The sequence below is a fragment of the Janthinobacterium sp. BJB446 genome, from assembly GCF_002735655.1.
In the GTDB taxonomy this organism is placed as follows: Bacteria; Pseudomonadota; Gammaproteobacteria; order Burkholderiales; family Burkholderiaceae_D; genus Janthinobacterium; species Janthinobacterium lividum.
This window is the reverse complement of the sequence record NZ_PDZK01000017.1, coordinates 1-733: the sequence shown is the minus strand read 5'-3', so window position 1 is coordinate 733 and position 733 is coordinate 1. Positions and strand designations below refer to the sequence as shown.

The window sequence follows — 733 nt, the reverse complement described above, 5'->3', positions numbered from 1 at the left end:
CGGATCAAAGTGTGTTTGCTCACTCCCCGCAGCTTATCGCAAGCTACTACGTCCTTCATCGCCTGTAATCGCCAAGGCATCCACCATGTGCACTTATTCGCTTGTCCCTATAACGTTAGCCTCTGATTACTAGGTAATCAAAGAGCGCTACAGGGATAAGAAAGTACAACGTTGTTGCTTGTTTGTTGATACATACAATCATTACCCATCGATTTACCTTTTACGGCAAACCGATCAATAAATAATCTTTACTTCTTCCAGATTGTTAAAGAACGAAACAGCTTTGATCGCTAAAAGATCAAACCTAAACCCTGGTCTATTTGACTGGCTTACGTTTGCACTTTCGAGTAAAACTTTGGTGGAGGATGACGGGATCGAACCGACGACCCCCTGCTTGCAAAGCAGGTGCTCTCCCAGCTGAGCTAATCCCCCTGAGATATTAATAATTAGCTGGTAGGGCTGGTTGGACTCGAACCAACGACCCCCGCGTTATCAACACGGTGCTCTAACCAGCTGAGCTACAGCCCCAACGCGGAACTACTACGACTACTGTTTCTTCTTCATTTAACAGCCGATAAGTGTGAACATTTGATGCGTGAATCATTACTGATTCGTGCAAACTCTAGAAAGGAGGTGATCCAGCCGCACCTTCCGATACGGCTACCTTGTTACGACTTCACCCCAGTCACGAATCCTACCGTGGTAAGCGCCCTCCTTACGGTTAAGCTACCTA

The 733-nt window shown here is 46.5% G+C and carries 2 tRNA genes and 2 rRNA genes; all 4 read right to left on the bottom strand.

Annotated features, from left to right (window positions below):
- Positions 1–107 (bottom strand): 23S ribosomal RNA (locus tag CSQ92_RS28470); the annotation flags it as partial.
- Between the two features lie 249 nt (positions 108–356).
- A tRNA-Ala gene (locus tag CSQ92_RS28465) sits at positions 357–432 on the bottom strand.
- 19 nt (positions 433–451) lie between these two features.
- Positions 452–528: transfer RNA gene (locus CSQ92_RS28460), tRNA-Ile, on the bottom strand.
- A 98-nt stretch (positions 529–626) separates the two neighbouring features.
- A 16S ribosomal RNA gene (locus tag CSQ92_RS28455) occupies positions 627–733 on the bottom strand; the annotation flags it as partial.